The sequence below is a fragment of the Allobosea sp. P1_B10 genome, from assembly GCF_056406735.1.
On record NZ_JBFTZP010000001.1, the window covers coordinates 843,850 to 870,443 of the forward strand.

Annotated in this window: 21 protein-coding genes and 1 pseudogene; 19 read left to right on the forward strand and 3 right to left on the reverse strand. The window is 66.3% G+C overall.

Annotated elements, in window-relative coordinates:
- Positions 1 to 152: 152 nt before the first annotated feature.
- The 5 genes from AC1D2L_RS04245 to AC1D2L_RS04265 all read left to right on the forward strand — a co-directional run bounded on the left by AC1D2L_RS04245 (position 153) and on the right by AC1D2L_RS04265 (position 7,958).
- Complete coding sequence (locus AC1D2L_RS04245) at positions 153 to 2,444, forward strand: NADP-dependent malic enzyme (RefSeq protein WP_476844554.1); 2,292 nt, start codon at positions 153 to 155, stop codon at positions 2,442 to 2,444.
- Between the two features lie 147 nt (positions 2,445 to 2,591).
- Positions 2,592 to 4,196: a peptide ABC transporter substrate-binding protein gene (locus AC1D2L_RS04250; RefSeq protein ID WP_476844555.1), complete on the forward strand. Its 1,605-nt coding sequence runs from the start codon at positions 2,592 to 2,594 to the stop codon at positions 4,194 to 4,196.
- Positions 4,197 to 4,311: 115 nt separating this feature from the next.
- Positions 4,312 to 5,232: an ABC transporter permease subunit gene (locus AC1D2L_RS04255; RefSeq protein WP_476844556.1), complete on the forward strand. Its 921-nt coding sequence runs from the start codon at positions 4,312 to 4,314 to the stop codon at positions 5,230 to 5,232.
- A gap of 4 nt (positions 5,233 to 5,236) precedes the next feature.
- Positions 5,237 to 6,358 carry an ABC transporter permease gene (locus tag AC1D2L_RS04260; RefSeq protein WP_476844557.1) on the forward strand — a complete coding sequence of 374 codons (1,122 nt, stop codon included), beginning with the start codon at positions 5,237 to 5,239 and terminating at the stop codon, positions 6,356 to 6,358.
- Complete coding sequence (locus AC1D2L_RS04265) at positions 6,333 to 7,958, forward strand: ABC transporter ATP-binding protein (RefSeq protein ID WP_476844558.1); 1,626 nt, start codon at positions 6,333 to 6,335, stop codon at positions 7,956 to 7,958. The genes AC1D2L_RS04260 and AC1D2L_RS04265 overlap by 26 nt, the downstream gene beginning before the upstream one ends.
- Before the next feature lie 165 nt (positions 7,959 to 8,123).
- Here the strand turns inward: AC1D2L_RS04265 and AC1D2L_RS04270 are convergent, their stop codons facing one another.
- Positions 8,124 to 8,690, reverse strand: coding sequence for a carboxymuconolactone decarboxylase family protein (locus tag AC1D2L_RS04270; RefSeq protein ID WP_476844559.1), 567 nt, complete (start codon positions 8,688 to 8,690; stop codon positions 8,124 to 8,126).
- A 148-nt stretch (positions 8,691 to 8,838) separates the two neighbouring features.
- On the opposite strand from AC1D2L_RS04270, the gene AC1D2L_RS04275 reads away from it, so the two are divergent.
- Positions 8,839 to 9,696, forward strand: a complete 858-nt coding sequence (locus tag AC1D2L_RS04275) for a D-amino-acid transaminase (RefSeq protein ID WP_476844560.1) — start codon at positions 8,839 to 8,841, stop codon at positions 9,694 to 9,696.
- A 16-nt stretch (positions 9,697 to 9,712) separates the two neighbouring features.
- On the opposite strand, the pseudogene AC1D2L_RS04280 reads toward AC1D2L_RS04275, so the two are convergent.
- Both AC1D2L_RS04280 and guaD read right to left on the reverse strand, forming a co-directional pair.
- Positions 9,713 to 9,898, reverse strand: a pseudogene (locus AC1D2L_RS04280) (nucleotidyltransferase family protein); the annotation flags it as partial.
- 62 nt (positions 9,899 to 9,960) lie between these two features.
- Positions 9,961 to 11,271 carry a guanine deaminase gene (gene guaD / locus AC1D2L_RS04285; protein WP_476844561.1) on the reverse strand — a complete coding sequence of 437 codons (1,311 nt, stop codon included), beginning with the start codon at positions 11,269 to 11,271 and terminating at the stop codon, positions 9,961 to 9,963.
- A gap of 116 nt (positions 11,272 to 11,387) precedes the next feature.
- Between guaD and AC1D2L_RS04290 the strand changes: the two genes are divergently transcribed.
- The 13 genes from AC1D2L_RS04290 (at position 11,388) to AC1D2L_RS04350 (ending at position 26,533) form a co-directional block, all read left to right on the forward strand.
- Complete coding sequence (locus AC1D2L_RS04290) at positions 11,388 to 12,965, forward strand: xanthine dehydrogenase small subunit (RefSeq protein WP_476844562.1); 1,578 nt, start codon at positions 11,388 to 11,390, stop codon at positions 12,963 to 12,965.
- Positions 12,958 to 15,300 (forward strand): xanthine dehydrogenase molybdopterin binding subunit, encoded by a 2,343-nt coding sequence (xdhB, locus tag AC1D2L_RS04295; protein ID WP_476844563.1) that lies wholly within the window; start codon positions 12,958 to 12,960, stop codon positions 15,298 to 15,300. The genes AC1D2L_RS04290 and xdhB overlap by 8 nt, the downstream gene beginning before the upstream one ends.
- A gap of 100 nt (positions 15,301 to 15,400) precedes the next feature.
- Positions 15,401 to 16,264 carry a xanthine dehydrogenase accessory protein XdhC gene (gene xdhC, locus AC1D2L_RS04300; protein WP_476844564.1) on the forward strand — a complete coding sequence of 288 codons (864 nt, stop codon included), beginning with the start codon at positions 15,401 to 15,403 and terminating at the stop codon, positions 16,262 to 16,264.
- Positions 16,248 to 17,804 carry an ABC transporter ATP-binding protein gene (locus tag AC1D2L_RS04305; RefSeq protein WP_476844565.1) on the forward strand — a complete coding sequence of 519 codons (1,557 nt, stop codon included), beginning with the start codon at positions 16,248 to 16,250 and terminating at the stop codon, positions 17,802 to 17,804. Before xdhC ends, AC1D2L_RS04305 begins: the two co-directional genes overlap by 17 nt.
- Complete coding sequence (locus AC1D2L_RS04310; protein WP_476844566.1) at positions 17,791 to 18,861, forward strand: ABC transporter permease; 1,071 nt, start codon at positions 17,791 to 17,793, stop codon at positions 18,859 to 18,861. The genes AC1D2L_RS04305 and AC1D2L_RS04310 overlap by 14 nt, the downstream gene beginning before the upstream one ends.
- A 121-nt stretch (positions 18,862 to 18,982) precedes the next feature.
- Entirely contained in the window at positions 18,983 to 19,906 is a 924-nt protein-coding gene (locus AC1D2L_RS04315; protein ID WP_476844567.1) for an ABC transporter permease, read from the forward strand.
- 29 nt (positions 19,907 to 19,935) lie between these two features.
- A complete protein-coding gene (locus tag AC1D2L_RS04320) occupies positions 19,936 to 21,018 on the forward strand; it encodes a BMP family ABC transporter substrate-binding protein (protein ID WP_476844568.1) in 1,083 nt (360 codons plus the stop codon).
- A 273-nt stretch (positions 21,019 to 21,291) separates the two neighbouring features.
- Positions 21,292 to 22,461: an ABC transporter substrate-binding protein gene (locus AC1D2L_RS04325; RefSeq protein ID WP_476844569.1), complete on the forward strand. Its 1,170-nt coding sequence runs from the start codon at positions 21,292 to 21,294 to the stop codon at positions 22,459 to 22,461.
- Between the two features lie 97 nt (positions 22,462 to 22,558).
- Positions 22,559 to 23,485 carry a branched-chain amino acid ABC transporter permease gene (locus AC1D2L_RS04330; protein WP_476844570.1) on the forward strand — a complete coding sequence of 309 codons (927 nt, stop codon included), beginning with the start codon at positions 22,559 to 22,561 and terminating at the stop codon, positions 23,483 to 23,485.
- Positions 23,482 to 24,480, forward strand: a complete 999-nt coding sequence (locus tag AC1D2L_RS04335) for a branched-chain amino acid ABC transporter permease (protein WP_476844571.1) — start codon at positions 23,482 to 23,484, stop codon at positions 24,478 to 24,480. Before AC1D2L_RS04330 ends, AC1D2L_RS04335 begins: the two co-directional genes overlap by 4 nt.
- Complete coding sequence (locus AC1D2L_RS04340) at positions 24,473 to 25,222, forward strand: ABC transporter ATP-binding protein (protein ID WP_476844572.1); 750 nt, start codon at positions 24,473 to 24,475, stop codon at positions 25,220 to 25,222. Before AC1D2L_RS04335 ends, AC1D2L_RS04340 begins: the two co-directional genes overlap by 8 nt.
- A 139-nt stretch (positions 25,223 to 25,361) precedes the next feature.
- Positions 25,362 to 26,060 carry an ABC transporter ATP-binding protein gene (locus AC1D2L_RS04345; protein ID WP_476844573.1) on the forward strand — a complete coding sequence of 233 codons (699 nt, stop codon included), beginning with the start codon at positions 25,362 to 25,364 and terminating at the stop codon, positions 26,058 to 26,060.
- A gap of 14 nt (positions 26,061 to 26,074) precedes the next feature.
- Positions 26,075 to 26,533 (forward strand): cupin domain-containing protein, encoded by a 459-nt coding sequence (locus AC1D2L_RS04350; protein WP_476844574.1) that lies wholly within the window; start codon positions 26,075 to 26,077, stop codon positions 26,531 to 26,533.
- The last annotated feature ends 61 nt before the right edge of the window (positions 26,534 to 26,594 follow it).

The window sequence follows — 26,594 nt, forward strand, 5'->3', positions numbered from 1 at the left end:
CCCGATCTGCCTGCAGCCCATCCGCGACATCGCATCTTTGTCGCCTTGGGCGCAGGATTGTTGCCTTGTCGATGCTTGACGCCGCGGCTCATTCCGCGCGACCTCGCTCACTTGGCATCTGATCGCGACGGCCGGCCCGGAGATACACCACGATGAAGAGCACCTTGTCAGCCGATCTCCGCTCGGGCGCGCTCGTCTACCACCGCCTTCCCAAGCCCGGTAAGATCGAGATCCAGGCGACCAAGCCGCTCGGGAACCAGCGCGATCTCGCCCTCGCCTATTCGCCCGGCGTCGCCGCCGCCTGCGAGGCGATCGTCGACGATCCCTCCCAGGCCGCCGAATTGACCTCGCGCCAGAACCTGGTCGCCGTCATCACCAACGGCACGGCCGTTCTCGGACTCGGCGATATCGGGCCGCTCGCGTCCAAGCCCGTGATGGAGGGCAAGGCGGTCCTCTTCAAGAAATTCGCCGGAATCGACTGCTTCGACATCGAGGTCGAGCAAAAGAACATCGAGAAGTTCGTCGAGGTCGTCGCAGCGCTCGAGCCAACCTTCGGCGGCATCAATCTCGAGGACATCAAGGGTCCCGAATGCTTCGAGATCGAGGAGCAGCTCAAGGCCCGGATGAACATCCCGGTCTTCCATGACGACCAGCACGGCACTGCGATCATCGTCTCGGCCGCGATCCTGAACGGGCTCGACCTCGCGGGCAAGCATATCGGCGAGGTCAAGATCGTCGTGTCCGGCGCCGGCGCCGCGGCACTCGCCTGCCTCAACCTGCTGGTCGAGCTTGGCGCCAAGCGCGCCAACATCTGGGTCACGGATCTTGAGGGCGTGGTCCACAAGGGCCGCAACACCCTGATGGACCGCTGGAAGGAAGTTTACGCTCAGGAGACGGATGCGCGCACGCTGGCCGAGGTCATCCCCGGGGCCGACGTCTTCCTAGGCCTCTCCGCCGCCGGCGTGCTGAAGCCCGAGATGGCCAAGGCGATGGCGCAGAAGCCGCTGATCCTGGCCTTGGCCAACCCGAATCCCGAGATCACGCCGGAGGATGCGCTGGCGGCACGCCCCGACGCAATGATCTGCACCGGACGCTCGGACTATCCCAACCAGGTCAACAACGTCCTGTGCTTCCCCTACATCTTCCGGGGCGCGCTCGATGTGCAGGCGACAACGATCAACGAGGCGATGAAGCTCGCCGCCGTGCGCGCCATCGCGGCGCTGGCACGCGAGGCGACCTCGGATATCGCGGCGCGCGCCTATGGCGGCGAGGCCTCGACCTTCGGGGCGAATTCGCTGATCCCCAATCCGTTCGACCCGCGCCTGATCCTGCGGATCGCGCCGGCGGTGGCTGAGGCCGCGATGGCGACCGGCGTCGCCCGCAAGCCGCTCGAGGATATCGAGGCCTATCGCGAGGACCTGTCGCGCTTCGTGTTCCGCTCGGGCTTTATCATGAAGCCGCTCTTCGCCCAGGCGAAGGCCGATCCCAAGCGCGTGATCTATGCCGAGGGCGAGGATGAGCGCGTGCTCCGCGCCGCCCAGGTCGCGATCGAGGAAGGGCTGGCAATCCCGATCCTGATCGGCCGCCCCAGCGTGATCCAGACCCGTGTCGAACGCTTCGGCCTGTCTATCCGGCCCGGCAAGGATTTTGAGCTGATCAACCCCGAGGACGATCCGCGCTATCGCGACTACGTCCAGACCTATCTCGACATCGCCGGCCGTCGCGGCATCACGCCAGAGGCCGCACGCGCGCTGGTACGCACCAACAACACGGTTATCGCGGCGCTAGCGCTGGCGCGCGGCGAGGCCGACGCCATGATCACCGGGCTCGAAGGGCGCTACCTCTCGCGGCTGCGGCACATCAAGGACATCATCGGCCTGCAGCCGGGTGTCTGCGACATCTCCGCGATGACGCTGATCATCACCAACAAGGGCGCGTTCTTCCTGGCCGACACCCATGTGAAGCCGGACCCGACCGCCGAGGAGATCGCCGACATGACGGTGCTCGCCGCCAGCCATGTCGCGCGCTTCGGCATCGAGCCCAAGATCGCCCTGCTCTCGCATTCAGATTTCGGCGCCTCCGACACGCCCTCCGCACTGAAGATGCGCAAGGCGCTCGGCCTGATCCGCGAGCGTGCGCCCGAACTCGAATGCGATGGCGAGATGGAGGCCGATACCGCGCTGCTCGCCATGGTGCGCGAGCGCGTGCTGCCCTCGTCGCGTCTCAAGGGGGTGGCCAATGTCCTGATCTTCCCGAACCTCGACGCGGCCAACATCGCCTATCAGTTCGCCAAGGTGCTGGCGGATGCGCTGCCGGTCGGTCCGATCCTGATCGGCGCCGCCAAGCCGGCCCATATCCTGACGGGCTCGGTCACGGCACGCGGCGTCGTCAACATGACCGCGCTGGCCGTAGTGGAAGCGCAGGAACGGGCCGCAAAGGCCTGAGGCCTGCCGCCGCCTGCTGACAGCCGACCCTGCGAAATTGGCTGTCTGCAGACCATTTTTCTACCTTGGCATGCGCTGACAGCCGGGCTCTACTCTTCGCCATCAGGCCTCGCCACAAACGAGTCCTGTTCGCGAAGGGAGGCTCTCATGCTCGACATCACGCGCCGCTCCGCACCATTCGCTCTCGCCGCCCTGGTGGCGCTTTCGCAGGCCGCGCCGGCGCTGGCGCAGAATGTCGTGTTCCACCGCGGCAATGATGGCGACCCCGAGACGCTCGACCCGCACAAGACCTCGACAGTCTCCGAGGCGCATCTCCTGCGAGACCTCTGCGAGGGCCTCGTGATCCACTCGATGAAGGGTGAGGTCATCCCCGGCGTCGCCGAGAGCTGGACGATGAGCCCCGACGGCAAGACCTACAGCTTCACACTGCGGGCCAATGCGAAATGGTCGAATGGCGACCCGGTCAGGGCCTCGGACTTCGTGTTTTCGCTGCGCCGCATGGTCGACCCCGAGACCGGCGCGAAATACGCAAACATCCTCTACCCGATCCTCAATGCCGAGAAGATCAACAAGGCCTCGGCGGGCGCGAAGCTGGAGGACTTGGGCGTCGCGGCCCGGGACGACCACCATCTCGATATCGTGCTGGAGCGGCCAACCCCGTATTTCCTGGAGCTTCTGACCCACCAGACCGGGCTGCCGGTGCATCCCGCGTCGGTTGCGAAGTTCGGCAAGGATTTCGTCAAGCCGGACAACTGGGTCTCCAACGGCGCCTATGTGCTGAAGGAGTTCGTACCGAACTCGCATATCCGCCTCGACAGGAACCCCGCCTTCCATGATGTGGCCGGCGTCAAGATCGACACCGTGATCTACTATCCGGCGTCGGACCTCGCCGCAGCCGCGCGCCGCTTCCAGGCCGGCGAGCTCCACCTGACGACCGACGTTCCGGCCGACCAGATCAAGCAGCTCCGCGAAAAGCTCGGCAACCAGGTTCGGGTCGCGCCCTATCTCGGCACGTACTTCCTGCTCATCAACTCGTCGAAGCCGCCGTTCGACGATGTCCGCATCCGCCGGGCGCTGGCTCTGGTCATCGACCGGGAATTCATCGCCGACGAAATCTGGGCGGGCACGATGCTGCCGGCCTATGGCGTGATCCCGCCCAATATCGGCAATTATGGCGAGCGTGCCGAAGCGGATTTCAAGGCGGCCTCCCCGCTCGACCGGGAAGACGAGGCCAAGCGCCTGATGGCGGCGGCAGGCTATGGCGTCGGCGTGCCGCTGCGGCTGGAGCTGCGCTACAACACGACCGACAATAACCGCCGCACCATGATCGCCGTTGCCGAGCAGTGGAAGGCGATCGGCGTCGAGACCTCCTTCATCAACACCGACGGCAAGACGCATTTCGCCCATCTTCGCGATGGCGGCGATTTCGACGTCGCCCGCTATGGCTGGATCGGCGACTATTCGGACCCGCAGAACTTCCTGTTCCTGTTCCAGAGCGACAATACCGGTTTCAACTCGGGCAAGTACAACAACCCGCAATTCGACGCGCTGGTGAAGCTCGGGGCCGACGAGGTCGACCTCGCCAAGCGCGCCGCGATCCTGCGCGAGGCCGATGCGATCCTGGCCACCGACATGCCCTGGATCCCGATCATGTACTATTCGACCAAGAACCTGGTCTCGCCCAAGCTTGTGGGCTTCGAACAGAACCTGCGCGGCGCGATCCCGACACGGTTTTTGAGCTTGAAGCCTTGAGGAAAGCGCTTGCCGTCATCGCGAGCGAAGCGAAGCAATCCAGCATCGTAGCGCTCTACGCCTCTCTGGATTGCTTTGCTTCGCTCGCAGTGATGCGAGGTGGACAACGCGTGCGATGATCCCCTTCATCCTGCGCCGGTTGCTGACCGCGCTGCCGACGCTTTTCGTCGTGATCACCTTGTCCTTCCTGCTGATGCGTCTCGCGCCGGGCGGGCCGTTCGATCTCGAGCACCCGCTCGACGCCAAGGTGATGGAGAATTTGCGCCGGATCTACCAACTCGACCGGCCTCTGCACGCCCAATACCTGACCTATCTCGGCGCGTTGCTGCGCGGCGATTTCGGACCGTCCTTCTTCTTCCGCGACTTCTCGATCGGCGAGCTCTTGGCTCAGGGGCTGCCGGTTTCGATGCGGCTCGGCGCCTCCGCGCTGGCGGTTGCGTTGCTGGTGGGCGGGCCGCTGGGCATCTGGGCGGCCTTCCGCCAGAACCAGAATGCCGACCATGCCGTTATGGGGCTCGCCACGGTCGGGATCACGATCCCGACCTTCGTAGTGGCGCCGCTGCTGCAGATTGTATTCGGCCTGACGCTGGCCTGGCTGCCCGTCGGCGGCTGGAATGGCGGCGCCATGCGCAACACCATCCTGCCGATCGTGACGCTGGCACTGCCGCAGATCGCCGTGATCGCGCGGATGACACGCGCCAGCATGATCGAGACATTGCGCGCCAACCATATTCGGACGCTCCGGGCGCAAGGGCTCTCCGGCTGGACCATCGGCATCCATGCGCTGCGAGCCTCTGCCCTGCCGATCGTGTCCTATCTCGGGCCGGCGGCGGCAGCCCTGCTGACGGGCTCCGTCGTCGTCGAGACGATTTTTGGTATCCCCGGCATCGGCCGATATTTCGTCGAGGGCGCGTTGAACCGCGACTACACGCTGGTGATGGGCACCGTCGTCGTCGTCGCCGTCTTCGTGCTGGCGTTCAATCTCGTCGTCGACGTGCTCTATGCGCTGCTCGACCCACGCGTCCGGCTGGACTGACGCCATGAGCGACGTGATAGAACTCCCGCCGCCGCTGGTCTGCCGCTCGCTCTGGCAAGACGGACGCATCCGGCTGCGACGCAACCGCGCCGCGATGGCCAGCCTGATCGTTCTGGCCGTGATGGCGCTGGCCTGCCTGGTCGGCCCCTGGCTGACCGGACACGCTTACGACCGCGTCTATCCCGACTATGTCCGTGCGCCCGCGAGCCTCGAGGCGCATCCGCGCGCGGACGCCATTCCCGAAGCCGTCCGGCGCATTGCCGCCCGCATCCGCGCCACGGCCGACGACGTCGCGGTCGAGCGCGACCGCGTCCGCCTGACGCTCGCAGCCGCAAGGCCGATCGACCCGCGCCTGCTGGTCTATTTCGAACGCTCCGACCAGTTCGGACCGGCGCAACTCACCGGCAGCGAGCAGGAGGGCCGCCGCATCGTCGTCGAGGTGCCGCTCAAGCGCCTGCGCTTCGTCTTCGGCACCGATGGCAATGGCCGCGATCTGCTCACGCGCACGCTCATCGCGGGCCGCGTCTCGCTCGCTATCGGCCTGCTGGCGACCGGCGTCGCGCTGGTGATCGGCGTGGTCTACGGCGCGACAGCGGGCTATCTCGGCGGCCGCATCGACATGCTGATGATGCGCGTCGTCGACGTGCTTTATGCCCTGCCATTCATCTTCTTCGTGATCCTGCTGGTGGTCTTCTTCGGTCGCAACTTCGTGCTGATGTTCCTGGCGGTCGGCGCGATCGAATGGCTCGACATGGCCCGGATTGTGCGCGGGCAAACCCTCTCGATCCGGCGTCAGGACTATGTGCTGGCGGCCGAGGCGCTAGGCGTCCCCACCCGGGCCGTCCTGCTCCGGCACATCATCCCCAACACGCTGGGGCCGGTCATCGTCTATGTCACGCTGCTGGTCCCGAAGGTGATCCTGCTCGAGAGTTTCCTGTCGTTCCTGGGGCTAGGCGTGCAGGAGCCGATGACGAGTTGGGGCGTGCTGATCGCGGACGGCGCGCGTGCCATCGAGGGCGCCTGGTGGCTGCTCGCCTTCCCCGCCGCCTTCCTGGTGACGACGCTGTTTGCGCTGAACTTCCTGGGCGACGGCCTGCGCGATGCGCTCGATCCCCGGGAGTGTTGAGGTGACGCGCGACCGACCGCTGCTGAGCGTCCGCGACCTCCATGTCCGGTTCCGGACCAATGACGGCATGGTCGAGGCCGTGCGGGGGATCGATCTCGACATAGCGGCGGGCGAGTTCGTCGCCATCGTCGGCGAATCCGGCTCCGGCAAGAGCCAGAGCGTGATGGCGCTGATGGGCCTGCTCGCCGGGAATGGCGAGGCGAGCGGCTCGGTCCGCTTTCGCGGTGCCGAGCTTCTCGGGCTGCCGCCCGGCACGCTCAACGCCTATCGCGGCAAGAAACTCGCGATGATTTTTCAGGAGCCTATGACCTCGCTCGATCCGCTGTTCACGATCGCAGCGCAGATCGCGGCTCCCTTGCGCCGGCATCAGGGGCTCTCCCGCAAGGCGGCGCGGGCGCGGGCACTGGAACTGCTGGAAATGGTAAGGATCGCGCGGCCGGAAACCCGGCTCGACGCCTATCCGCACGAGCTCTCAGGCGGTCAGCGCCAGCGCGTGATGATCGCGATGGCGCTCGCCAACGATCCCGACATCCTGATCGCCGACGAGCCGACGACAGCCCTCGACGTCACCATCGAGGCCGAAATCCTGGGGCTGCTGGCAGAACTGCGCCAGCGGCTCGGCATGGCCGTGATCCTGATCAGCCACGACCTGCGGCTGGTGCGCGCCTATGCGCAGCGCGTCCATGTGATGCAAGGAGGCAGAATCGTAGAAAGCGGCGAGACCGCAGCGCTGTTTTCACGGGCCGCGCACCCGTATACGCGCCTGCTGCTGGCGGCCGAGCCGGAGGGGCACAAAGCTCCGCCGGCCAGCGATGCGCCGGTGCTGCTGGAGGCCAAAGATCTCCGGGTCAGTTACGAGTTGAGCCGGGGCTTCCTCAAGCGCCAATACGCGCTGCTCCATGCCGTCGACGGCGTCGACCTGACGCTCCGGCGCGGCCAGACGATCGGCATCGTCGGCGAATCCGGCTCGGGCAAGTCGACGCTCGGCAAGGCCGTACTGAAGCTGGTGCCGTCGGCCGGGCTGGTGCGCTTCGAGGACCGCATGCTCGGCCCGCTCGACCGCGCCGCGATGCGCCCCCTGCGCAAGAGCCTCCAGGCGGTGTTCCAGGATCCGTTCGGCTCGCTCTCGCCCCGTCTGACCATCGGCGAGATCGTCGGCGAAGGGCTGCTGGTCCATGCCCCGCACCTGACGCGCGCCGAACGCGATGCGCGTGTCGCGGAGGCGCTGCTGGAGGTCTCGCTCGATCCCGCCTTGCGCAACCGCTACCCCCACGAGTTCTCAGGCGGCCAGCGACAGCGCGTCGCGATCGCGCGGGCCATGATCCTGCACCCGGCGCTGGTGGTGCTCGATGAGCCGACCTCGGCGCTGGACCGGACCGTGCAGAAGAGCATCGTGGCGCTGCTGCGGGACCTGCAGGCGCAGCACGACCTCTCCTACCTCTTCATCAGCCACGACCTCGCCGTGGTTCACGCCATGGCCGACTGGATCATGGTGATGAAGGATGGTCGCGTGGTCGAGGAGGGACCGACGCCTGAGATCTTTGCCGCTCCGCGGGAGGATTACACGCGGCGGCTGCTCGCGGCTGCCGCGAAGGGGTGAGAAGCCGACTGCGAGGCGCGAGGGCGCTGTCATCCCGGGCGCAGCGAAGCGAAGATCCGGGATCCATTCCTGAACTTGATCGACATGCGCTCCGGAATGGATCCTGGATCGGCGCGGCTGCACCGCTTGTCCGGGATGACAGTAATGGGGTGGTTGACCTGAGCGCTACCGTACCGGCGGCAGCTCGGGGCCTTCCGGCGCCTGCGTACGGGCGCAGTTCATGACCGTGGCCAGCAGCTGATAGTAGCCCATCAGCGCGGCGAGTTCGACGACGCCCTTTTCGCCGAAGCGGGCCGTCATCGCGGCGTAGGTCACATCGCTGAGGCGCTTTGAGCGGTCGATCTCAGCCACCGCGTTCCAGATCAGCGCCTCGTCATCGGTCATGTCGGCAGGGCGGCGATCCTCGCTCAGCGCCGCGATGACATGGGCCGGCAGGCCGGCCTTGGCCGCAATCTGGCTATGGATCGCCCACTCGACCGGCTGGTCGTAGCGACGCGCGGTGAACAGGATCGCGATCTCCGCCAGCCGGACACCGAACACCAGCTCCTTGCGCATGAAATCGCCGACAGGCGCCAGCCGCAACATCAGGTCGGGGCTGCGATGCAGCGGCACGAAGGGCCCGAAGATCGGCTGGTCGTCGCGCAATGTCCTGAAGGTCTGTGCGGCGGCGCGCTGCTCGGGCGTCTGCTCGGCATCGGTGATCACAGGCATGCGGTCGGGCTGGGCGGTCACGGCTGATTCCTTGTGCGAAAGGCCGTGGCACAGTGTTGCGCGCAATGCCGATCTGCAAGCCGGCTTTGACGCTCGCATCACGCCGCGGGCTCGGCTAGGAAGATGCCGCTATCCAGCCTTCCAGCCCCCATTGCGCAAGAGCACATCCATGAGCCGCATCGTCTATGTCAATGGCGCCTATCTCCCTGAGGAAGACGCCAAGATTTCTGTTTTCGACCGCGGCTTCATCTTCGGCGACGGCATTTACGAGGTGTCCGCGGTCATCGGCGGCAAGCTCGTCGACTGCGAGGCCCATCTGGCCCGGCTCGAGCGCTCCTGCGGGGAAATCCGCCTCGAGCTGCCCTGGTCGCGCGCCGAACTCGTCGCGATCCACGAGGAGTTGATCACGCGCAACGAACTCGACGAGGGTGGCATCTACCTTCAGGTCAGCCGCGGCGCTTCGGACCGCGAGTTCGCGTTCCCGGCCGGCATCAAGCCGACGCTGGTGATGTTCACCCAGGCACGCAACCTCTGCGACTCCCCCAGCGCCAAGACCGGCATCAAGGTCGTCTCCTGCCCCGACATCCGCTGGGGCCGCCGCGACATCAAGAGCGTCAACCTGCTCGCCCCCGTGCTGGCCAAGCAGTTCGCAGCCGAGAGCGGCGCGGGCGAAGCCTGGCTGGTCGAGGACGGCGTGGTGACGGAGGGCGCGTCCTCGACAGCCTGGATCGTCAAGAACAAGACGCTGGTTTCGCGGCCGCTCTCGCACAAGGTGCTGCCGGGCATCACCCGCAAGGCCGTGCTGGCCTATCTCGAAGAGACCGGCTTCGCCTTCGAGGAGCGCACCTTCACGCTCGACGAAGCGCTCGACGCAGAAGAAGCTTTCACGACCTCGGCGACCGCCTTCGTGATGCCGATCGTCTCGATCGACGGCCACAGCATCCATAATGGCGCACCGGGCCCCGTGGCGCTGCGCCTGCGCGAGCTCTATCTCGACTTCGCCCGCAAGGGTGGCAAGCTCGGCTGAGCCTTTCGGGAGCGGCTCACAAGGCGTCGAGCCGCTCCTTCAGACCCGCGATCCGCGCGGCGGCTGATCCGAGCCGCTCGCGCCAGCGCGGGCCACGCGACAAGGCGTCCCGATAGGCTTCACGCAGTTCGTCGGAACGATCGCGCGCCAGGACATCGATCAGGAATGCCGCCTGCCTGCGGTCCTTGATCGATTTCAGGCTGGCGGCCCCTGACGCGTTATCTCGCCGACCGCATGTTCAACACTTTTCTTTTTTGTTGAACATCACCCGGCGGGCGCCGCCCGCTCGCCCATTACATAGGTTGCGGCCACGTTGCGCTCGTCGCCGAGCGTGACCAGCACGAACAGCTCCTCGGCGAGATCGCGCACCGTCTCCATGCGGTGCGCCATCGCCCGCGTCGCCGAGGTGTCGAGCACCACGACATCCGCCTCGCGCCCCGGCTCGAACGAGCCGATCAGGTGATCCAATCCCAGCGCCACCGCATTGCCGCGCGTGATAGCGTGGAGCGCTGCGAAGGCGGAAAGCGACTGGCCCTGCAGTTGCAGGACCTTGTAGGCTTCCGCCATGGTGCGCAGCATCGAATAGGAGGTGCCGCCGCCGATATCGGTCGCAACCGCGACGCGCACGCCTTCCCGCTTCGCCCGCGCCCAGTCGAACAGCCCCGAGCCGAGGAAGAGGTTCGACGTCGGGCAGAACACAGCGACCGCTCCGGCCTCCGCGAAGGCCCGCCATTCACGCTTGGTCATGTGGATGCAGTGGCCCATCAGGCTCCGCGGGCCGAGCAGCCCGTAATCGGCATAGATGCCGGCATAGTCCTCGGAATCCGGGTAGAGTTCGCGCGCCAGCGCGATCTCGCCGCGGTTCTCGTTGATATGGGTCTGGACGTGGCAGTCCCGGAATTCGGCCGTGAGTTCGCCGGCCGCAGCCAGTTGATCCGGCGTCGAGGTCACCACGAAGCGCGGGGTGATTGCGTAAAGCTGGCGGCCCTTGCCGTGCCAGCGCTGGATCAGCGCCTTGCTGTCGGCATAGCCGCTCTCGGCGGTATCGGTCAGCGCCTCGGGGGCGTTGCGGTCCATCATGACCTTGCCGGCGATCATGCGGGTGTTGCGGCGGTCGGATTCCGCGAAGAACGCCTCGGCAGACTGCCGGTGAACCGAACAATAGACGGCAGCGGTGGTGGTGCCGCTGGCGAGCAGTTCGTCGAGCAGGAAGACTGAGAGCTTTTCGGCATGGCCCTGCTGGCCGAGCTTCTGCTCCTCCACGAATGTGTATTTGCTGAGCCAGTCCATCAGCTGCGCGCCATAGGAGGCGACCACCTGAGTCTGGGGCATATGGATATGGGCGTCGATGAAGCCCGGCATGATCAGATGCGGGCGGTGATCGATGATCTCGGCCGTTTCCGGCAAGGTCGGTAGCAGAGCGCTCGCCTCGCCTGCCGCCCGGATCAGCCCCTCCTCCACAACGAGCAGGCCATCCTCGACGTAAGCGTGCGCGGCATCCCCAGCCGTGTCGGTATCGCCGACGAACCAGAGCAGGCGGCCGCGCAGGGCACGGATGGCGCGAGATGCTGTCACGGATAAAGCTCCGGCTCAAATTCAGGTCATATCTGCACCAAATCAAAGCTTTCGGCCAAGCCTTGATCGTGCCTAATCTAAGGGCATGAGTTCGCTATGCGAGGGATGCTCGAGGGATGCGTGAAATGCTGCGCTTCCTTCTCGGCAACAGGCTGGTCGAGATCGCGTCGTGCGATCCAACGCTGACGGTGCTGGACTGGCTGCGTCTAGACCAGCGCATGACCGGCACCAAGGAAGGCTGTGCCGAGGGCGATTGCGGCGCCTGCACCGTCGTCGTGGGCAGGCTCGACCAGGGACGGCTGCGCTATGAGGCGATCAACGCCTGCATCCGCTTCCTGCCCACGCTCGATGGCTGCCATCTCCTGACGGTCGAGCATTTGAAGGCCGATGACGGGGCCCTGCATCCCGTGCAGCAGGCGATGGTCGAATGCCATGGCTCGCAATGCGGCTTCTGCACGCCGGGGTTCGTGATGTCGCTGCTCGCTCTGCGGTTGAACGAGGACAGGCCGAGCCTTTCGCGGATCGAGGACGCGCTCGCCGGCAATCTTTGCCGCTGTACCGGCTATGAGCCGATCATCGCAGCGGCCCGACGGATGTACGAGATCGGCGAGCGCGAACAGGACCGGTTTGCGCGGCAGCGCGAAGAGATTGCGCGGCGGCTGGCGGAGCTGCAAGACGACGAGACGCTGGCGCTCGAAGGCTCCGGCAGGCGATTTTACGCGCCCGCCAGCATCGAGGCGTTGGCGGCGCTTGTTGCTGCCGAGCCGCGCGCCACGCTCGTCGCGGGCGCCACCGATGTCGGGCTCTGGGTGACCAAAGGGATGCGAAAACTCGACCCGGTGATCTCGCTCGGGCGGATCGAGGCCCTGCGCACGATTTCCGACGAGGGCGACCATCTGCGATTTGGGGCGATGGCCAGCCATCTCGATGTCCGTCAAGCGCTGGCACAGCTGTCGCCGGAACTCGACGAGATGATGCGTCGCTTCGGCGGGGAGCAGGTCCGCAATGCCGGCACGATCGGCGGCAACATCGCCAATGGTTCGCCGATCGGCGACCTGCCGCCCGCGCTGATCGCACGGGGCGCACGGCTGGTGCTGGCCTGTTCCCGTCAGTGCGAGGAGCGCAGCGACGAAGCAATCCAGGAGCGGGAGCGCGACACCTCTGGATTGCTTCGCTCCGCTCGCAATGACGATGCGGTGCCCAGCCTCACCCGGCGAACCATCCCGCTGGAATCCTTCTTCCTTGACTACCGGAAGCAGGACCGGCGCGAGGGCGAGTTCGTCGAGGCCGTCATCGTGCCAAAACTGCCGGCTGATGCGCTGTTCCATGTCTCGAAAATCTCTAAACGCTTCGACGAGGACATTTCGGCCGTCTGCGGCGCGTTCTTCATCCGGCGCGATGGCGCTGGTGCGATCACCGAGGCCCGCCTCGCCTATGGCGGCATGGCAGGCATTCCGAAGCGGGCGCGAGCGGCGGAAGCCGCGCTGATCGGCAGGGCGTGGGACGAGGCTAGTGTCAGCGCTGCCATCGCCGCCCTGCCCCATGATTTCACCCCGCTGAGCGACATGCGCGCCTCCGCCGGCTACCGGCTCAAGGTCGCCGGCAATTTGCTGCGGCGCTTCCTGATCGAGACGACGCAGCCCGACATCGAGACCCGCGTCGCCGGCCTGCTCGCGGAGGCCGCCCATGGCTGATGCACGCAAGCGGCTGGAAGCCCAGGTCGATGCCGGCCCGCTCGGCACGGCGCAGGCGCATGATTCCGCCGCGAAGCACGTCGCCGGCGAGGCGCTCTACATCGACGACGTCGCGGAACCGGCCGGGCTGGTGCATGCCTATCTCGGTCTGGCCGAGATCGCGCATGGCCGGCTGGTCTCGCTCGATCTCGATCCGGTGCGCAGCGCGCCGGGCGTTCTGAACGTGCTGACCGCCGCCGATATCCCCGGCCAGAACGACATCTCCTCGACGCATCGCCATGACGAGCCGGTTTTTGTCAGCGACAGGATCCTGCATCACGGCCAGCCGCTTTTCGCGGTGATCGCCGAGACCCGCGAAGCCGCACGCCATGCCGCCGCCCTCGCCAAGGCGGTCTACGATGAAGCGAAGCCTTTGCTCGATGTCGCGGCAGCGCGCACGGCCGGCGGCGCTTTGGTCACCGATCCGCTCAAGCTCGAACGCGGCGATGTCGCTGCCGCGCTGGATGCCAGTCCGCGCCGGCTGAAGGGCTCGATCGAGATCGGCGGCCAGGACCATTTCTATCTCGAAGGCCAGATCGCGCTCGCCATCCCCGGCGAGGATCGCGACATGCTGGTGCTGTCCTCGACGCAGCATCCCTCGGAAGTCCAGCACATGGTCGCCAATGTGCTCGGCGTCGGCTCGCATGCGGTGACCGTCGAGGTCCGGCGCATGGGCGGCGGTTTTGGCGGTAAGGAGACGCAGGCCAACCTGTTCGCCTGCGTCGCGGCGATTGCCGCCGACAGGCTGAAGCGGCCGGTGAAGCTGCGGCCCGACCGCGACGACGACATGGTCATCACCGGCAAGCGCCATGATTTCGTCTGCGACTACGAGATCGGATTTGACGATGGGGGCCGCATCCATGTGGTCGATGCCGTCTATGCCGCCCGTTGCGGCTGGAACGCCGATCTGTCGGGGCCGGTCACAGACCGCGCGCTGTTCCACATGGACAATTGCTATTTCTACCCGGCGGTGCGCGGCCGCTCCGAGCCACTGCGCACGCACACGGTTTCCAACACAGCCTTTCGTGGCTTTGGCGGGCCGCAGGGCATGGTCGGGGCCGAGCGCTTCATCGAAGAGGTCGCGTATGCCACCGGGCTCGACCCGCTCGAGGTGCGCAAGCGCAACCTCTATGGCGGTGCGGGCCGGGACGTCACGCCCTATCACCAGACCGTCGAGGACAATATCGCCGGTGAGGTCATCGCAGAACTGGAGCGGCGCTGCGACTATCGCGCCCGGCAGGCGGCGATCCGTGCGGCCAATGCGAAGAGCCCGATCGTCAAGCGCGGCATTGCGCTGACGCCGGTCAAGTTCGGCATCTCCTTCACCGCGACCTGGTTCAACCAGGCCGGCGCGCTGGTGCATGTCTATACCGACGGCACGGTCGCGCTGAACCATGGCGGTACCGAGATGGGCCAGGGGCTCTACATCAAGGTGGCGCAGGTCGTGGCGGAGGCCTTCGGCATCGGGCTCGACGCGGTCAAGATCACCGCCACGACCACCGGAAAGGTACCCAATACCTCGGCGACGGCAGCCTCCTCGGGCTCAGATCTCAACGGCATGGCGGCGCTCGATGCCTGCGAGACAATCAAGGCAAGGCTCGTCGCCTTCGCCGCGCGACATTGGCAGGAGCGCCCTGAGGCGATCGCCTTCCTGCCGGGGCGCGTGCGGATCGGCGCCCGCGAGATCGCCTTCACGGAGTTGATCGCGGCGGCCTACATGGCGCGCATCCAGCTCTCGGCCACCGGCTTCTACGCGACGCCAAAGATCCATTGGGATCGCAAGGCCGGGCGTGGCCATCCGTTCTATTATTTCGCCTACGGCGCGGCCGCCGCCGAAGTCGCCATCGATACGCTGACGGGGGAGTACAAGGTCGAGCGCGTCGACATCCTCCATGATTGCGGGACGTCGCTGAACCCCGCCATCGACAAGGGCCAGATCGAGGGCGGCTTCGTGCAGGGCATGGGCTGGCTCACCACCGAGGAACTGGTCTGGGACGAGAAGGGCCGGCTGCGCACGCATGCGCCCTCGACCTACAAGATCCCGGTCGCCTCAGACCGCCCGCGCATCTTCAATGTCGAATTGCTCGATGGCGTGGCGAACCGGGAACCGACGATCGGCCGCTCGAAAGCCGTCGGCGAGCCGCCGCTGATGCTGGCGATCTCGGTGCTGCATGCCTTGTCGGATGCTGTGGCGAGTGTCGGCGATTACCGGGTGTGCCCGCGGCTCGACACGCCTGCGACGCCGGAGCGGGTTCTGGATGCTGTCGATCGCGTACGGGCGGAGGCGGGGCGATGACTACGTTTTCGCCCGTCATTGCGAGCGAAGCGAAGCAATCCAGCGTCTCGCGTAATCGTTCTGGATTGCTTCGCTTCGCTCGCAATGACGGGAGGGCTGCATGATGCTGACCACCTTCCTCAGCAAAACCCTGCGCGATGGTGTCGTCATCGTCACGCTGGAGCGCGCGGAGGGCTCGACGCCTCGCGAGGCCGGCGCGGCCATGGCGGTGAGCCGCAGCGCGATGGCTGGCACGATCGGGGGCGGACAACTCGAATTCCACTGCATCGACATCGCCCGCGAGATGCTGGCGGCAGGTGGCGGCTCAAGGACACTCGACATCCCGCTTGGCCCGCAGATGGGACAGTGCTGCGGCGGGCGGGTGCGGGTTTTGCTCAAGCAAGCGAATGCAGCCGACCTCGCCTTGCAGCAGGCGCGCGAACAGGCGGCCGCGGCGTCTCGCCCATCCGTGCTGATCTTCGGCGCCGGGCACACGGGCCGCGCGCTGGCGCAGGCGCTCGCCGCCCTGCCCTTCGCGACGACGGTGATCGACGATCGCGACGGCGTGCTCAACGGCTTGCCCCCGGAGCTGACCTGCATCCGGATGGCCGATCCCGTGCCCGCCATCGCGCAGGCGCCGGCGGCCGCCGCATTCGTCATCCTCACGCACAGCCACGCGCTCGATTACCGCCTCACCGAGGCGGCGCTGGCACGGGGCGACGCGGCCTATGTCGGCATGATCGGCTCGGGGACAAAGCGCGCACGCTTCGAGGCGAGTTTTTTGCGCGCCGGGGGCCGGAGCGCGGCTCTGGACCGATTGACCTGCCCGATCGGCGCAGCGGATGTGGATGACAAGCGTCCGGAGGTGATCGCGGCCTTGACGGCGGCCGAGCTGGTGCGTTGCTTGCTTGGCCGACAGGCGACATCCTCAATGAGGCCGAGACGGATTGCAGGGAGACGCACCGGTCATGATTCAGCCGCCTGAGCAGACCGCTCCCCCGCGGCTGACGCTCGCCCATATCTCCAAGAGTTTTCCGGGCGTGAGGGCGAACGAGGATATCAGCCTGAGCGTGCGGCCGGGCGAGATTCATGCGCTGCTCGGCGAGAACGGCGCCGGCAAATCGACGCTCGTCAAGATCATCTACGGCGTGCAGCAGGCCGACGAGGGCACGATCCATTGGGACGGCCAACCGGCCTCGATCACCTCCCCGAAGGCCGCGCGTAAACTCGGCATCGGCATGGTGTTCCAGCACTTCTCGCTGTTCGACGCGATGACCGTCATCGAGAACATCGCGCTCGGTCTCGACGAGGCGGTCGACCGCGAGGAACTGAAGCGCCGCGTCGCAGAGATCCTGCAGAGCTATTCGCTGCCGCTCGATCCCGAGCGCGAGGTGCACACGCTCTCCGTCGGCGAGCGCCAGCGCGTTGAGATCGTGCGCTGCCTGCTGCAGGAGCCAAAACTCCTGATCATGGATGAGCCGACCTCGGTGCTGACCCCGCAGGAGGTCGAGCGCCTGTTCGAGACACTGCGGCAGATCGCGGCACAGGGCTGCGCGATCCTCTACATCTCGCACAAGCTGCAAGAGATCAAAGCGTTGTGCGAGGCGGCGACGATTTTGCGCGGCGGCAAGGTGGTTGCGACCTGCGACCCGAAAGCCGAGACGACCAAGCGCATGGCCGAGCTGATGATCGGCGCCGAGCTGCGCCAGATCGAACATGGCAAGGGCCGCACTGAGGGGACCATCCGGCTCAAGGTCGAAGGCTTATCGCTGGCGGGCGAGCCGCCTTTCGGGACCGATCTGAGCGGTATTGATTTCGACGCGCGGGCCGGCGAAATCCTTGGGATCGCCGGGGTCGCAGGCAACGGCCAGGCGGAATTGCTCACTGCGCTCTCGGGCGAGCGGTTGAGCGGGCACGCGCAGTCCATCCAGCTCGACGGCAAACCGATCGGCCGGCTCGACGCCGGCACGCGCCGGTCACGCGGCCTTGCCTGCGTGCCCGAAGAGCGTAACGGCCATGCCGCCGTGCCGGATTTCTCGCTCGCCGAGAACGGCATCCTGACGGCGCGGCATCGCTTGCCGCTGACGCCGCTCGGGCTGATCAGCCGTCTCGACGTGCAGCGCTTCGCAGAATCGGTGATCCGGCGCTTCGATGTGCGCACGACAGGCCCCGGCGCTCTGGCGCGCTCGCTGTCCGGCGGAAACCTGCAGAAATTCATCATGGGCCGCGAGATCGGCCAGCAGCCGGGTGTTCTCGTGGTCTGCCAGCCGACCTGGGGCGTCGACGCAGGAGCGGCCGCCGCGATCCGGCAGGAGTTGGTCGACCTCGCCGCAAAGGGCTCGGCGGTGGTGGTGATCTCGCAGGATCTCGACGAATTACTGGAGCTCGCCGACCGGCTCTGCGTGATCAATGAGGGCCGTCTTTCGGCGCCGCGCCCGGTCGCGAGCCTCGGCATCGACGAGATCGGCCTCATGATGGGCGGCGTGCATGGCGCGGCGCCCGGCGAGGCACATGCCCATGCTTGAATGGCGCCGCCGACGCGAGCCGAGCACGACGATGCTCGCCCTGAGCCCCCTGATCGCGATCGGCCTGACGATGCTGATCGGGATGATCGTGTTCACGGCGATGGGCTATGACGGCTTTCATGCCGTTCGCGACATCTTCCTGACGCCGTTCCTGGAGCCGCAGCGCTGGCCCGATCTCGGGGTCAAGGCTGCGCCGCTGGTGATGATCGCGCTCGGCCTGGCCGCAGGATTTCGCGCCAATGTCTGGAATATCGGCGCCGAGGGCCAGTATGTCATGGGCGCGATCGCAGGTACCGGCGTCGCGCTGGCGACCTATGAGATGACCGGCTGGTGGATCCTGCCAGCCATGGCCATCGCGGGCGTGCTCGGCGGCATGGCCTGGGCGGCGATCCCGGCGCTGCTCAAGGTCAAGCTTCAGGTCAGCGAGATCCTGACCAGTTTGATGCTCACCTATGTCGCGGTGCAGATCCTGTATTTCCTCGTGCGCGGCCCCTGGAAGGACCCCGACGGCTTCAATTTCCCGCAGACGCGGATGTTCACCGCCGAGCAGGCGCTCCCGATCGTCATCCCGGAATCGCTCGTCCATCTCGGTATCCCGGTGGCGCTCGTGATCGCGATCCTCGCCTGGCTGCTGATGGAGAAGACCATCGCCGGCTATGCCGTGAAAGTCGTGGGGCTCGCACCCTCCGCCGCGCGTCATGGCGGCTTCAGCGCCGACAAGGTCACATGGGCGACCCTGCTCGCGGGCGGCGGGCTTGCGGGGCTGGCCGGTCTGTTCGAGGCGGCGGGCCCATTCGGCCAACTCACGCCGCAATTCCCGACCGGCTATGGCTTCACCGCGATCATCGTGGCCTTCCTGGGCCGGCTCAATCCGCTGGGAATCGTCTTTGGCGGGATCGTTCTGGCCGCGACCTATGTCGGCGGCGAGATCGCGCAGACCACGGTGCGCCTGCCCCAAGCGGCAACCGGCATGTTCCAGGCGCTGCTGCTGTTCATGCTGCTCGCGACGGATGTGCTGGTGCGCTACCGGATCGGCTGGAAGGTGCGCGCCGTATGAGTTTCCCATCCGTCATTGCGAGCGAAGCGAAGCAATCCAGGGGGTCCCGCTCGACGTCCTGGATTGCTTCGTCGGCTGCGCCTCCTCGCAATGACGGGCTGGCTGCACGGAATGCCCTCCCATGAACTCCGTCATCCTTGTCTCGATCGTGATGACCCTCGTCGCCGCCTCGACACCGATCCTGCTCGCGGCGCTGGGCGAACTCGTGGTCGAGAAATCTGGCGTGCTGAACCTTGGCGTCGAGGGCATGATGCTCTGCGGCGCAGTCGCTGGTTTTGCCGTGGCGTTCTCGACCGGCAGCACCGGGCTTGGACTGGTGGCGGCAGCACTCGCAGGTGTCGCAACCGCGATGGTCTTCGCCGTGCTGACGCTCAGCCTGACCGCCAACCAGGTCGCGACGGGGCTCGCGCTGACGATCTTCGGGATCGGCGCCTCCTCGCTGATCGGGGCCGGCTTCGTCGGCAAGACGATCGCACGGCTGGGTCCGATCTTCCCAGACGCGCTTTCGGCCCATCCCTGGCTGCGCGCGATCTTCGGCCACGACATCGTCGTCTATCTCTCGCTGCTGCTGGTGGCGGGCGTCGGCTACTTCCTGCGCCGCACGCGGCCGGGCCTGATCCTGCGCGCCGTCGGCGAGAACGACGCGTCGGCCCATGCGATCGGCTATCCCGTCATCGCCATCCGCTATGGCGCAATCGCCTTCGGCGGAGCGCTGGCGGGACTGGGCGGCGCCTATTTCTCGCTGGCGCTGACGCCTATGTGGGCCGACAGGCTGACGGCTGGCCGCGGCTGGATCGCGCTGGCGCTGGTGGTCTTCGCCGCCTGGAAGCCGGGCCGGCTGCTGTTCGGGGCCTATCTCTTCGGCGCGGTCATGACGCTCGAACTTCAGGCCAAGGCCGCCGGCGTGACATGGCTCGCCCCCGAGCTTCTCGCCACCGCCCCCTACCTTGCGACGATTGCGGTTCTGACCATGATGTCGCTAGGACGGAGGACCGGCCGGCTCGATGCGCCTGCCTGTCTCGGCAAACCTTTCTCGGCCCAGTAGAGCCGCCACGGACATAACGGGAGACACCAATGACCTCGATCATCACCCGCCGCCGCTTCAGCTTCGGCGCCGGCGCGGCTGCCGCCAGCCTCCCCCTGATCGGCGGCGGCGCCTCGGCACAGGCGCCGCTCGGCGTCGGCTTCGTCTATGTCGGCCCGATCGGCGACCACGGCTATACCTGGACCCATGATCAGGGCCGCCTCGCGCTCGAGAAGGAATACGGCGCCAAGATCAAGACGAGCTTCATCGAAAACGTCGCCGAAGGCCCCGACGCAGCGCGCGCCATCCGCCAGCTCGCCCAGGCCGGAAACCAGATCATCTTCACGACCTCGTTCGGTTTCATGAACCCGACGATCCAGGTAGCCAAGCAGTTCCCCAAGATCAAGTTCGAGCATGCGACCGGCTACCAGCGCGCCGAGAACGTCGCGACCTACAACGCCCGCTTCTATGAGGGCCGCGCCGTGCTGGGCACAATCGCCGGCCACATGTCGAAATCGGGTCAGGCCGGCTATGTCGCATCGTTCCCGATCCCCGAGGTGGTGATGGGCATCAACGCCTTCCATCTCGCGGCGCGGAAGGTGAACCCCAACTTCAAGACCAAGGTCATCTGGTGCTCGACCTGGTACGACCCCGCCAAGGAGGCCGATGCAGCCAAGGCGCTGATCGACCAGGGCGCCGACATGATCACCCAGCACACCGATTCCGCTGCGCCGCTGCAGGCGGCCGAGCAGCGCGGCGTCTTCGCCTTCGGGCAGGCGTCCGACATGAAGGCCTTCGCGCCAAAGGCCCATCTGACGGCCATCGTCGACGATTGGTCAGGCTACTACATCAAGCGCGTCAAGGAGGTCATGGACGGAACCTGGAAGACCGGCGACGTCTGGCACGGCCTCAAGGAAGGCATGGTCAAGATGGCGCCGTATGGCGAGGCGATCACGCCTGCCGCCCGCGCGGCTGCCGACGAAGTCCAGAAGGGCATCGTGGCCGGCACGTTCCACCCGTTCACTGGCGAACTCAAGGACCAGAAGGGCGAGGTTCGGGTCAAGGCCGGCGAGAAGGCGAGCGACGAGATCATGTCCAAGATGGACTGGTACGTCGACGGCGTGCAGGCCTGAGGCGCAAGTCATCCCGCACGCGCTGCAGCATTGCATGCTGGTGCGCCGATGCGGGACGGCGCGCCACGTAGCGCTTGTTTCTGATGATGATCCCGTGTCTGCGGAGTGGTGTTCAGCGCCGCAGCGCGCACCGGATCCCCACCTCAAATTCTCTGCCTGCCACCCCTTGCAGATATTTTAAGCTTGAAACAATATGAGCCCGTCGCGCGGCAGAGAGGGTGAGGGTCCCCCGTCGCGCCAAGGCTTTCTCGCTCGTCCCGGGAGGACAAAGACATGACACTGAAATCCGCATTGTCGCTGGGCACAGGCCTTTTCGCACTGGGCATCGCCAGCGCGCAGGCGCAGGAGCCGCTCAAGATCGGCGTCGTCAGCGTGCTGACCGGCCCGGCTGCGGCTCTCGGCCAGCAGGTCCGCGACGGCTTCCAGCTCGCCGTCGACAAGAACGGCGGCAAGCTCGGCGGCGTGCCGGTGCAGATCACCGTGATCGACGACGAGCTGAAGCCCGACGTCGCGGTGGGCAAGGTCCGCAGCTTCGTCGAGGGCGGCAAGGTCGACTTCGTCGTCGGCCCGGTGTTCTCAAACATCCTCGGCGCCATCGCCAAGCCGGTGCTCGACAGCGGCGCCTTCCTGATCAGCCCCAATGCCGGTCCGTCGACGATGGCCGGCAAGGCCTGCAACCAGAACTTCTTCGTGACCTCGTACCAGAACGACCAGGTCCACGAGGTGCTGGGCAAGTACGCGCAGGACCAGGGCTACAAGCGCGCCTATATCATCGCGCCGAACTATCAGGCCGGTAAGGACTCGCTTGCAGGCTTCAAGGCCTATTTCAAGGGCGAGATCGTCGACGAGGTCTATGCTCCGCTCACCTCGATGGACTTCGCCTCCGACCTCGCCAAGATCGCCTCGACCAAGCCAGACGTCGTCTTCGCCTTCCTCCCGGGCGGGCTCGGCGTCAACTTCGTCAAGCAGTGGTCGCAGGCCGGGTTGACCGGCAAGATCCCCTTCCTTTCCGCCTTCACGGTCGATGAATCGACGCTTCCTGCCCAGCAGGATGCCGCGGTCGGCATGTATGGCGGCATGACCTGGGCGCCCAACATGGACAACCCGCAGACGAAGAAGTTCGTCTCGGACTACGAGGCCGCCTACAAGATCGTGCCGGGCTCCTATGCCCAGCAGTCCTATGACGCCGCCATGCTGATCGACTCGGCGGTCAAGGCCGCTGGCGGCACCGGCGACAAGGACAAGCTGCGCGCCGCCCTCAAGAAGGCCGACTTCACCTCGCTGCGGGGCAAGTTCAAGTTCAACACCAATGGCTACCCGATCCAGGACTTCTACCTGGTCAAGGTCGCCAAGCGCGCCGACGGCAAGTTCCAGACCGAGATCGCGCAGAAGGTGTTCACCGACTACGCCGATCCGCACGCCAAGGATTGCGCTCTCAAGTGAGCCTTTTCGTCATTTTCGGGTGAAGCGAAGCGCTCACCCGAGGATCTCTTTCCTGAGATGCCCGGGTCCAGCCCGGGCATGACGGGCGGTATGACCCATGACCCTCAGCCTCCTCATCGTCCAGATCCTGAACGGCCTCCAGCTCGGCATCCTGCTGTTCCTGGTGGCGGCGGGGCTGACGCTCGTCTTCGGGGTGATGGACTTCATCAACCTCGCCCATGGCGTCCAGTACATGCTGGGCGCCTATCTCGCCGTGACCTTCGTCGCGCTGACCGGCAGTTTCGTGCTCGGACTGGCGCTTGCGCTGGCGGCGGCGCTGCTGATCGGGCTCGCGCTCGAGTTCCTGGTCTTCAGGCATCTCTATGAACGCGACCATCTCGACCAGGTTCTGGCAACCTTCGGGCTGATCCTGCTCATGAACCAGGGCGTCAAGCTGGTCTGGGGCGCTGCTCCCCTCTCCGTCCCGGTGCCCGAGTTCCTGTCCGGCTCGGTCGCACTGATGGACGGCATCCTCTACCCGACATACCGCTTTGCGTTGATCGGCGCCGGCCTCGCCGTTGGCGGGCTGCTCTGGTTCATCGTCGAGAAGACACGCACGGGGATGCTGCTGCGGGCGGGCGCATCCAATGCCTCCATGGTGTCCGCGCTCGGGGTCGATATCCGCAAGCTGTTCATGATCGTCTTTGCCTTCGGCACGATGCTGGCGGGCTTTGCCGGCGCCATGGCCGCGCCGATCCTCTCCGTGGAACCCGGCATGGGCGACACCATCCTTATCCTCGCCTTCGTGGTGATCGTCGTCGGCGGTATCGGCTCGATCCGGGGCGCCTTCGTCGGTGCGCTGATCGTCGGCCTCGTCGACACCCTCGGCCGCTCCTTCATGAACGACCTGCTGCGCCTGTTCATGAGCGCGCCATCAGCGCGCGCAACCGGCGCGGCGCTCTCATCCATGCTGATCTATCTGGTGATGGCCATCGTCCTGTTCGTGCGACCTGAGGGCCTCCTCCCGGCCAAGGGCCGCTCATGACCGCCCTTTCCGAAGTCACCGCCCAGCCTTCGGCGCGGGCGCGGCGCGCGCCCGTCATCGCGATCGTCCTGTTCCTCGCCCTGGCGGCCGTACCGCTCGCGGTCCAGCTTGGGCTGCCGGCGCATTGGCTGACGCTGGTGACGCGCGCCATGATCTTCGCCATCGCCGCGCTCTCGCTGGATCTCATCCTCGGCATAGGCGGGCTGGTCTCCTTCGGCCATGCCGCCTTCATCGGCATCGGCGCCTATGCGACCGGGATCATGATCACCGAGGGCCGCACGGAGGCGCTGCTGATCCTCCCCGTGATTCTGGCGGCCAGCGCCGTCTTCGCCGCGATCACCGGCGCGGTCTCGCTGCGGACACGCGGCGTTGCCTTCATCATGATCACGCTCGCCTTCGGGCAGATGGCGTTCTTCCTGGCGCAGGCCCTCTCGGCCTATGGCGGCGATGACGGGCTGACGCTCTATGAGCGCAGCAGGCTGGCGGGCATCGACATCTTCTCCAACCGGACGCGGTTCTACTATGTGGTGCTGGCGACATTGGCCGGAAGCTACCTGCTGATCGCCACCGTCGTCGCCTCGCGTTTCGGCCGGGTGCTGCGGGCGGCTCGCGAGAATGCCACGCGGGTCACTGTCACCGGCTATGACGTCGATCGCGTCCGGCTCATCGCCTATGTCATCTCGGGCATGATCGCCGGGCTCTCGGGCTTCCTGCTCGCCAACCAGACCGAGTTCGTCAGTCCTGCCTTCATGTCCTGGCAGCGTTCGGGCGAGCTGATCTTCATGGTCGTGCTCGGCGGGGTCGGGTCGCTCCACGGCGCGATCATCGGCGCGCTCGCCTTCCTCTTCGCCGAGGATATCCTGTCGAGCTGGACCGAGCACTGGAAGGCGATTTTTGGCCCGATGATCGTGCTGTTCGTGCTGCTGACGCGCGGCGGCATCGTCGGGCTCGCCGGCAAGCTCGGCGCAAGACTGGGTGGGCGCGGCGATGGCTGAACCGATCCTGACTCTCACGGGCGTCCGAAAGGCTTTCGGTGCGCTCAAGGTGACCGACGGCGTCGACCTGGCGGTCGCGCCCGGCGAACTGCACGCACTCATCGGCCCCAACGGTGCCGGCAAGACCACGCTCGTGCACCAGATCTCCGGCATGCTCCGGCCAGACACCGGCAGCATTCGTTTTCGCGGAACCGATATCACCGCCCTGCCCCCGGAGAAGCGCGCGCGAGCCGGCCTCGCCCGAACATTCCAGATCACCTCCACCATCGCATCGCTCTCCGTGCTGGAGAACGTCGCGCTCGGCGTCCAGGCTCGCTCGAACCATCCTCTCGCCCTTTTTGCCAACGCCGCCCGGGACGCCAGCCTGAACAAGCCGGCATGGGCGGCCATCGAGGCGGTCGGTCTCACCGAGCGCGCCCATGTCCTGGCCGGTAGGCTCTCCCACGGGGAGAAGCGCGCGCTCGAGATCGCCATGGCGATCACGCTCGAGCCAGCCGCAATCCTGCTCGACGAGCCGCTGGCTGGCGTCGGGCGCGAGGAAGGCGAACGGCTGATCACGCTGCTACGCAGCCTCAAGGGCCGCTACGCCATGCTGCTGGTGGAGCACGACATGGAGGCTGTCTTCGCGCTCGCCGACACCGTGACCGTGCTGGTCTATGGCCGCGTCATCGCATCGGGCGCCCCGGCAGTCGTCCGCGCCGACCCAGCAGTCCGCGAAGCCTATCTCGGCGAGGAGGGCTGATGGCGTTCCACCTGTATCGTCATTGCGAGCGAAGCGAAGCAATCCAGAGCGTCGCGGCACCCGTCTGTCCCTGGATTGCTTCGTCGCCCTATGGCCTCCTCGCAATAACGGTCCGTGGCTCTCGATGGGGTGCCGCACAATGCTGAACGTCGAAGCCCTCAGCGCCGGATATGGCGAGGCGCAGATCCTGTTCGGCATCGACCTCAGCATCGCCGAGGGCGAGGTCGTGACTCTCCTCGGCCGCAATGGCATGGGCAAGACGACGACAATCCGCGCCATCATGGGGCTGATCCCCGCCAAGTCCGGCCGTGTCAGCGTCTCCGGCCGCGATCTGACCGGTGCCGCCCCCTTCAAGATCGCGCAGGCGGGTATCGGGTTGGTGCCGGAGGGCCGCCAGATCTTTCCGACGCTGAGCGTCGAGGAGAACCTGATCGCCACCGCCGCCAGCCGCTTCGGCAAGGCGCGCTGGGACATCGAGCGCATCTATGCGTTCTTCCCACGCCTGAAGGAGCGCCGCAGCAATCGCGGCAACCAGCTTTCTGGCGGCGAGCAGCAGATGCTTGCGATCGGCCGGGCCCTGATGACCAATCCGAAGCTGATAATCCTGGACGAGGCGACCGAGGGTCTAGCCCCGATCATCCGCCAGGAGATCTGGTCATGCCTGACGGCCTTGAAGGGCGAGGGTGAATCGATCCTCGTGATCGACAAGAACGTCGACGCGCTCGCCAAATTCGCGGACCGTCATGTCGTGCTGGAAAAGGGACGCGTCGTCTGGCGCGGCAGCAGTGCCGACCTGCGCAGCGACAGCGTCGTCAAGGACCGCTTTCTGCATCTTTAAGAGGAGATTGAATGATGAAGCCGCTCACCGCCGGCGTGACCAAGGCCAATGAGGGCCTCGACTCGATCTCGTGGAACATCCTTGGCCAGACCTATGTGCCCAAGACGCTGACAGAGGATTCGTTCTCCTGGCACGCGACGTTCCCGCCCGGCACCTTCGTCCCGCCCCACATCCACACGACGCAGGACGAGTTCGTCTACATTCTGGAAGGCCGCCTCGATGTCGTGCTGGACGGCCAGGAGAGCTTTGCCGGCCCCGGCGATCTCGTACGCCTGCCCCGCAATTCCCCACATGGCCTGTTCAACAAGAGCGATGCGACGGTGAAGGCCCTGTTCTGGGTCGCTCCGACCGGTCGCCTGTTCGACCTGTTCTGGGGCATCCATTCGATGGCGCAGCAGAACCCGGCCGATGTCGTGGCCCTCTCGGCCAAGCATGAGGTCGACTTCCTGCCGCCGCCTCCCGAAGGCGCCTGATCCCCGCAGGTCCGGCCCAGAGCCTGGAACCGGACCTTGCGGCCACTTCTCCGGCCGGCGG

Excerpts from the sequence above, each read along its gene's own strand:
- AC1D2L_RS04245 (WP_476844554.1), top strand. The coding sequence starts at position 153 with ATGAAGAGCACCTTGTCAGCCGATCTCCGCTCGGGCGCGCTCGTCTAC.
- AC1D2L_RS04250 (WP_476844555.1), top strand. The coding sequence starts at position 2,592 with ATGCTCGACATCACGCGCCGCTCCGCACCATTCGCTCTCGCCGCCCTG.
- AC1D2L_RS04255 (WP_476844556.1), top strand. The coding sequence starts at position 4,312 with ATGATCCCCTTCATCCTGCGCCGGTTGCTGACCGCGCTGCCGACGCTT.
- AC1D2L_RS04260 (WP_476844557.1), top strand. The coding sequence starts at position 5,237 with ATGAGCGACGTGATAGAACTCCCGCCGCCGCTGGTCTGCCGCTCGCTC.
- AC1D2L_RS04265 (WP_476844558.1), top strand. The coding sequence starts at position 6,333 with ATGCGCTCGATCCCCGGGAGTGTTGAGGTGACGCGCGACCGACCGCTG.
- AC1D2L_RS04275 (WP_476844560.1), top strand. The coding sequence starts at position 8,839 with ATGAGCCGCATCGTCTATGTCAATGGCGCCTATCTCCCTGAGGAAGAC.
- AC1D2L_RS04290 (WP_476844562.1), top strand. The coding sequence starts at position 11,388 with ATGCGTGAAATGCTGCGCTTCCTTCTCGGCAACAGGCTGGTCGAGATC.
- xdhB (WP_476844563.1), top strand. The coding sequence starts at position 12,958 with ATGGCTGATGCACGCAAGCGGCTGGAAGCCCAGGTCGATGCCGGCCCG.
- xdhC (WP_476844564.1), top strand. The coding sequence starts at position 15,401 with ATGATGCTGACCACCTTCCTCAGCAAAACCCTGCGCGATGGTGTCGTC.
- AC1D2L_RS04305 (WP_476844565.1), top strand. The coding sequence starts at position 16,248 with ATGATTCAGCCGCCTGAGCAGACCGCTCCCCCGCGGCTGACGCTCGCC.
- AC1D2L_RS04310 (WP_476844566.1), top strand. The coding sequence starts at position 17,791 with ATGCCCATGCTTGAATGGCGCCGCCGACGCGAGCCGAGCACGACGATG.
- AC1D2L_RS04315 (WP_476844567.1), top strand. The coding sequence starts at position 18,983 with ATGAACTCCGTCATCCTTGTCTCGATCGTGATGACCCTCGTCGCCGCC.
- AC1D2L_RS04320 (WP_476844568.1), top strand. The coding sequence starts at position 19,936 with ATGACCTCGATCATCACCCGCCGCCGCTTCAGCTTCGGCGCCGGCGCG.
- AC1D2L_RS04325 (WP_476844569.1), top strand. The coding sequence starts at position 21,292 with ATGACACTGAAATCCGCATTGTCGCTGGGCACAGGCCTTTTCGCACTG.
- AC1D2L_RS04330 (WP_476844570.1), top strand. The coding sequence starts at position 22,559 with ATGACCCTCAGCCTCCTCATCGTCCAGATCCTGAACGGCCTCCAGCTC.
- AC1D2L_RS04335 (WP_476844571.1), top strand. The coding sequence starts at position 23,482 with ATGACCGCCCTTTCCGAAGTCACCGCCCAGCCTTCGGCGCGGGCGCGG.
- AC1D2L_RS04340 (WP_476844572.1), top strand. The coding sequence starts at position 24,473 with ATGGCTGAACCGATCCTGACTCTCACGGGCGTCCGAAAGGCTTTCGGT.
- AC1D2L_RS04345 (WP_476844573.1), top strand. The coding sequence starts at position 25,362 with ATGCTGAACGTCGAAGCCCTCAGCGCCGGATATGGCGAGGCGCAGATC.
- AC1D2L_RS04350 (WP_476844574.1), top strand. The coding sequence starts at position 26,075 with ATGAAGCCGCTCACCGCCGGCGTGACCAAGGCCAATGAGGGCCTCGAC.